Genomic DNA, 943 nt, shown 5'->3' with positions numbered 1-943 from the left:
CGCTACGCTATCAGCGGGAGCCGCTGTATGCGCAGGGCTGGGATGACGGTTTTCGCCAGTGCGAGCAGGTGCAACATGCCGATGACTGGCGCTGGGCGCGGGATCAGCAGCGCAGTGACCGGGAGTGGCGTCACCAGGTCGATCAGGCGATGGCCAGCGCGCTGCGCCGTTAGCGCAGGTTCGCTATCAAGCGTTGGCGCGCCGTGCCGATAGTTACGCAGGGAGTGGCTTCAGTTTCCCCAGGTCCCCCGCCGGATCACGCGGCGGAGGTCTCGATTTCCGTGCGTAAAAGGAGTTTCGCCACATGTCGCTGCGTAATCTGTCCATTGCACCTAGAGCAGCCCTGGGCTTCGGCCTGGTGGCGTTGCTGGTGATCCTGCTCGGGATGTTCTCCCTGCTGCAGATGTCCGAAATGCGCAAGCAGTCCGCTGCGGTCGACAGCAACTGGCTGCCCAGTGTCATGGCGCTGGGGGAGTTGAGCCAGGACTCTCAGCGTCTGCGCGCACTCACCCTGCGCATGCTAGTCAGCCAGGATGCGGCGACGGTACAGGCCAGCCTGCGTACCGTCGAGGAGCTGCGGGCCAAGCTCGGCCAGGCCGAAGCCAACTACGAGAAGCTGATCTCCAGCGATGAGGAACGCGCGCTCTACGAGCGCTTCAAGCAGGCGAAGACGGGCTACCTGGGCGAGCAGGAAAAGATCACCGCATTCGTCCGCCAGGACGATTTCGAGCAGGCCAAGGGGGTCATGGGCGGTACGATCAATCAGCATGCCGATGACATCTCCCGGGCACTGACGGCGCTCGCCGCGCTCAATCGCAGCGGCGCCGCCGATGCCGCCACGCAATCGATCGCGGTGTTCGAGTCGGCACGAGTCTGGGGCATCGTGATGATGCTGGTGGCGGCGCTGATCACCGTCGCGCTGGCCATGCTGCTGACCCGCAGC

Annotated in this window: 1 protein-coding gene; it reads left to right on the top strand. The window is 64.7% G+C overall.

What is annotated here, in order from left to right; genetic code table 11:
* Positions 1-304: 304 nt before the first annotated feature.
* Positions 305-943, top strand: a 639-nt coding sequence (locus tag J0A65_RS24195; RefSeq protein WP_206596814.1) for an MCP four helix bundle domain-containing protein, incomplete at its 3' end; no start/stop codon positions are given.

Source organism: Bowmanella yangjiangensis (assembly GCF_017255015.1).
GTDB lineage: Bacteria > Pseudomonadota > Gammaproteobacteria > Enterobacterales > Alteromonadaceae > Bowmanella > Bowmanella yangjiangensis.
The sequence above is the reverse complement of the archived record's forward strand: the minus strand, read 5'-3'. Positions and strand labels throughout refer to the sequence as shown.